This is a genomic window from Pseudolactococcus yaeyamensis (assembly GCF_054658615.1).
The window spans coordinates 1-4,861 of sequence record NZ_BAAGGP010000129.1; the positions used below are offsets into that span (position 1 = coordinate 1).

The 4,861-nt window shown below is 40.2% G+C and carries 4 protein-coding genes and 1 pseudogene; 2 read left to right on the forward strand and 3 right to left on the reverse strand.

Annotated features, from left to right (window positions below):
• Positions 1-248 precede the first annotated feature (248 nt).
• Positions 249-620, forward strand: a pseudogene (locus ACYQ21_RS14605) (YitT family protein); the annotation flags it as partial.
• 366 nt (positions 621-986) lie between these two features.
• On the opposite strand, the gene ACYQ21_RS14610 reads toward ACYQ21_RS14605, so the two are convergent.
• Positions 987-1,796 (reverse strand): HAD family hydrolase, encoded by an 810-nt coding sequence (locus ACYQ21_RS14610; protein ID WP_460059322.1) that lies wholly within the window; start codon positions 1,794-1,796, stop codon positions 987-989.
• A 108-nt stretch (positions 1,797-1,904) separates the two neighbouring features.
• Here ACYQ21_RS14610 and ACYQ21_RS14615 point away from each other — a divergent pair, with 108 nt between their 5' ends.
• Positions 1,905-2,762 carry an AraC family transcriptional regulator gene (locus ACYQ21_RS14615; protein ID WP_460059324.1) on the forward strand — a complete coding sequence of 286 codons (858 nt, stop codon included), beginning with the start codon at positions 1,905-1,907 and terminating at the stop codon, positions 2,760-2,762.
• A gap of 66 nt (positions 2,763-2,828) precedes the next feature.
• Here ACYQ21_RS14615 and dusB read toward each other — a convergent pair whose 3' ends face one another.
• Together dusB and hslO are read right to left on the reverse strand one after the other, a co-directional pair.
• On the reverse strand, positions 2,829-3,818 hold the full coding sequence (dusB, locus tag ACYQ21_RS14620) for a tRNA dihydrouridine synthase DusB (RefSeq protein WP_460059326.1): 990 nt from the start codon (positions 3,816-3,818) through the stop codon (positions 2,829-2,831).
• Position 3,819: 1 nt separating this feature from the next.
• Positions 3,820-4,680 carry an Hsp33 family molecular chaperone HslO gene (gene hslO, locus ACYQ21_RS14625; protein ID WP_460059328.1) on the reverse strand — a complete coding sequence of 287 codons (861 nt, stop codon included), beginning with the start codon at positions 4,678-4,680 and terminating at the stop codon, positions 3,820-3,822.
• Between the last annotated feature and the right edge of the window lie 181 nt (positions 4,681-4,861).

Here is a 4,861-nt window from a genome sequence, read left to right on the forward strand (position 1 = left end):
GATGCAAATAAAACATTAGACAAAACAGCGGCGTTAAATCACAGTAATATTCGTAAATTGGCACTAGCCGTTTTGAAGGATTTGGAAATGCGTAAAAAGAAGATGAGCATTCGTCTCAAACGTTTTTCGTTATCAATGACTTTTCCAGATTATTTGGCACAGTTGTTTTCAATGTGAGAGCTGTTATTTTTAAAAACACGCTTCCTATTTTGAGATTGGGAGAGAGAGAGTCATGCGTTTGTCGTGCCCTGTCCCTCTCCTACATTGACATTCAGCACATGATGTACACCGTCATTGCCAGTTTCGTCTTTAGCCAAGTCGTTGCCGTCGTACAAAATGGGGGATACACCGTGCGAGGCATGCTGATTATTAGTCAGAAGTACGCAGCAATCAGCCAAAAAATCACGGATGAAATCGGTCGTGGTGCGACTTATCTTAAGGCAGAAGGAGTCTACTCAGGCAATGACACTAAGGTCATCTATGTCGTCTTAAGTCCCATCCAAGTTCAAGCCGTCAAAGCCATCCTAGCAGAAATTGATCCAGATGCTTTTGTTTCTATCATCAATGTCCATGAAGTTATTGGTAGTGGTTTTACTTATACGGAAGATTTGAACTTGTGAATTTGAATTTAGAGGAAAAGTTAAGACAAGCAAGCGTAGCTAAAACAAAAAGAAGTTTGGATAAAAGACCTCTAAAAAATAGGCTATGAACCATTTCCGATGTTAAACGGAAACGTTCATAGCCTATTTTGCGTGAAATTGGTATTGTTTTGTCAAAACAATACGAAAATAGCAAGAAAAGTGCTGTTTTTGTGTGAAATTGGTATTGTTCTGTCAAAACAATACGAAATTAGCAAGAAAAGCGTTGCTACCATTGGAAAAATCAAGAACTTGTGAAAAGTCGAAAATTAGCATCATTTTAGTCTATCCATTTTTGAAACCTTTTGTCCCAACCTCTTTTGTGATTAAAACAGCTTCCAATCACCATTAAAGACGACCGCTGTTTTCAATTACCTTTTCAATGATATCAGAAACACCATAATCGTCATTTGATTTGGTGATAAAATTGGCGTATTGTCTCATATCTTCAGAAGCATTTGCGACAACGTAGCTATATTTGACAGCTTTTAACATTTCAACATCATTATAGGTATCACCAAAAGCCATCATCTCATCAGCAGAAACTGCCAATTTGTGACTTAAAAATCTCATGGCGCTACCTTTATCAATCCCCTTGTTCATGAAATCAATCCAAATGGTATCGCCTACTGTAACGGATAAATCAGCACAATATTTTGGTTTGAAAACCGTGTTATAGTAGGTTTTGCTGTTTTCATTTGGAAAATAAATCGTCAACTTATCAGCATCTATTGCTAGTGTGCTAAAATCTTTGGTCGTTTGGATACGACGATAAAATGTTCTTAAAAAATCAAGATGTTGACAATGCTCTTCAGAAATAATCGCAGTGTCAAGACCACACAAAATGGCAATGCCATCCGTTTCTGATTCGATAAAGTGAATGATAGCTTGGTAAGTTTCTATCGGTAGCAAACTTTTGAAAATTATTTCACCGTGATACCTGATAATGGCGCCATTATCAGCGATAAAAATCAGATGTTCTTGTGTCTCCTTAAAAACGTGAGTTAAGGTGTATAAAGGTCGCCCACTTGCAATGGCAAATTCAATTCCCAGTTGGTGTAAATCTAAAATTAAGTCGGTGGTATTTGGCGGCAACTCACCTTTTTCGGTAAGTAAAGTATGATCCATGTCAGTCGCAATTAATTTGATGTCAGCCATTGGTTTAATCTCCTTTTCTTACTATCATAATAGTATCTTAGGTCGCTTATTTCTAGTAAAATAAGGTATAATAATATAAAAATCGTCATATATTAAAAGGAGAAAGAGATGAGTTGGCCAATTGACATCTATTCGGATTTATCAGAAAAAATAACCTATAATAGAGCAAATTTGCCGATCTATGCACGACTTAATGACCTGAAAAGTTATCATTATTCAGCAGTTTGTCATTGGCATGAAGACCTAGAGTTTATCAAAATCATATCGGGTCAGATGGATTTTTTTATCAATAATGCGTGTGTGACCTTGCATGAGGGAGAAGGGATTTTTATTAATAGCAAACGGCTACATTATGGCTTTTCAAATGACAAAATAGATTGCCAATTTATTGCCTTAATTATCAATCCGAGTCTATTTCCAAATGTGGCACAACACGATTGTCAAGACAAATTCGGCCCAAATAGCAGCGATTTTTTAATGTTAAATGAATCAAAGATACTCGAAAGCATTACAAAAATCTATGATTTAATGCAAGAAAAACAAGTCAATGGCTTACAAGTTGTTGGTGAATCTTTGTTACTTTGTAACATTATCGGTGCAAAGTTAAAACAGGTTAAAAATGATTTTAAGCTAGATGTTGGTCAACTGGCTATCTGGAAAATGCTGACTTATATTCATCAAAATTTTTCTGAAAAACTCACAATAGATGCGATTTCAAAATCAGGAGCTGTTAATCGCAATAGATGTTGTGAATTATTCAAGGAGTATGTTCGTCAGTCGCCTAACACTTATTTGAATCACTATCGATTATTGAAAAGTTGTGAGATGTTGGAGAAAACGAAGCGAACGATTTCGGAGATTGCCATGCTCAGTGGTTTTCAAAGTCCGAGCTATTTTACCCAATATTTCCACAAGACTTTTGGTGTGACGCCGAAAATTTATCGACAAAAGAGTGAACAAGTCTGATTTGAACACAGAATCAATCATCAAAAAAAGAACTTCAGTCACCAACCGAATGAAGTCCTTTTGCGATTAAAACAGGTTCATATACGCATCAAAAATACCAAAAATCTCTGCAGCAGAGTTAGCTTGATTGATGGCAACCTTAACCTTGGCAGCACGAGGTGCGCCTTTGAGGTAGTAAGCAGCGTGTTGGCGGAACTCACGAGAGCCGTTTTCATCCCCTTTGAGTTTAGTCAAGCGCGTCAAGTGAACCTTAGCCGTCTCGATTTTCTCAGCAACGCTTGGCTCCGGCATTGCCTCACCAGTGGCTAAGTAATGCGCAGTCCGTTTCAGCATCCATGGGTTACCAAGCGCAGCACGCCCGATCATCACAGCATCGACACCGGTCTCATCCAGCATACGCTTGGCGTCCTCAGGGGTTTTCACATCGCCATTCCCGATGAAAGGAATGGTCATCTGACTAGCAACCTTGGCGAGCCAATCCCAGTTCGCCTTGCCCTCATACATTTGAGCCTTAGTTCGACCGTGCATGGCAATGGCAGAAGCACCCGCTTTTTCAGCAGCTAGCGCATTTTCGACGGCGAAAAGATGATCATTATCCCAGCCTAGACGCATCTTAACCGTTAAAGGTAAGTCGATAGCAGATGAAACGGCAGATACCACATCATACACTTTATTAGGGTCTAGTAGGAGGCGAGAACCGGATTCGTTCTTAGTAACCTTAGGGACAGGACAGCCCATGTTAATGTCGATAATGTCAGCCGTTGTATGCTCTTGGACAAATTTCGCAGCTGCCACTAAAGTCTCAGCATCACCACCAAAAATTTGAATCGACAAGGGATTTGGTACGCCATCAAAATCCAGCATTGACAAGGTTTTAGCGTTGCGGTATTCGATGCCCTTGTCAGAAATCATTTCAGTCACGACAAGCCCAGCGCCGAATTCTTTAGCGAGGCTGAGGAAAGCTTTATTGTTGATACCAGCCATCGGCGCGAGCACGATGCGGTTTTTGATGTCAACATCTCCAATTTTCCATGGTGTATCGTATATATTTGTCATCTTATATCAGTTCTTTCAAATCATTTTCTGAAAAATTGTAGGCTGTTTCACAGAACTGGCAAATGACTTCCGCCCCGTGATTTTCAGTGATTAATTTTTCAACTTCTAGTTTACCAAGGCTTTGGATACCGTCAGCAAACCGTTCTTTAGAGCAATCGCAGCGGAAAGCCAGTGGCGATTCTGTCAAGATTTTGTATTGGTCTTGTCCGTAAATGGCGTCTAAAATCGCTTTAGAGTGGTCATGTGAGCGCAAGAGTTTGGAAATGGCAGGCATTTTCTGAATCCGTGCTTCAAAAGCAGCGATTTCAGCTTCGGGGGCATCGGGCATGACTTGGACTAAAAAACCACCGGCAACATGGACAGACTCATCTTCATTGAGCAAGACATTTAAGCCGACAGCCGAAGGCGTTTGCTCAGAAGTTGTCAAATAGTAAGCCAAGTCTTCACCAATCTCGCCAGAAATCAAAGGTGTTTGTCCGGTATAAGGCGTTTTCAAGCCCATGTCTTTAACGACTGAAAACCAACCCTGACCGACCAAATTGCCGACCAAGACCTCGCCAGTCGAGCCACGTTTATAATCAACATTTGGCTCTTTAATATAGCCTTTGACATTGCCACGCGTGTCCGCAACCGCAATGATACTGGTAATCGCACCGTTACTTTGAACACGCACGGTAATCGTGTCGTCACCTTTTTGATTAGCACCTAAAATCTGTGCTGCAATCAAAGTTCGACCCAGTGCAACCGTTGAGCTTGACCATGTTTGATGACGTTTCTGTGCCTCGCTAACCGTTTGCGTGGCTTCGAGCGCATAGGCTCTAAAATGCCCATTATTTGAGATTGTCTTGATTATTTTATCCATAAGCTATATTTTAACATAAATGTGGCAGAGGAGGGAAGGAGTTGACCTTGAAACCACGACAAACGCATGACTCTCTCTCCCAATCCCAAAATGTAAAGCGCGTTTTTAAAATAACAGCTCTCACATTGAAAACAACTGTGCCAAATAATCTGGAAAAGTCATTGATAACGAAAAACGTTTG

What these genes read in the sequence shown, in the direction of transcription:
- ACYQ21_RS14610 (WP_460059322.1), bottom strand. Translation starts at nt 1,796, where the DNA reads ATGGCTGACATCAAATTAATTGCGACTGACATGGATCATACTTTACTT.
- dusB (WP_460059326.1), bottom strand. Translation starts at nt 3,818, where the DNA reads ATGACAAATATATACGATACACCATGGAAAATTGGAGATGTTGACATC.
- hslO (WP_460059328.1), bottom strand. Translation starts at nt 4,680, where the DNA reads ATGGATAAAATAATCAAGACAATCTCAAATAATGGGCATTTTAGAGCC.
- ACYQ21_RS14615 (WP_460059324.1), top strand. Translation starts at nt 1,905, where the DNA reads ATGAGTTGGCCAATTGACATCTATTCGGATTTATCAGAAAAAATAACC.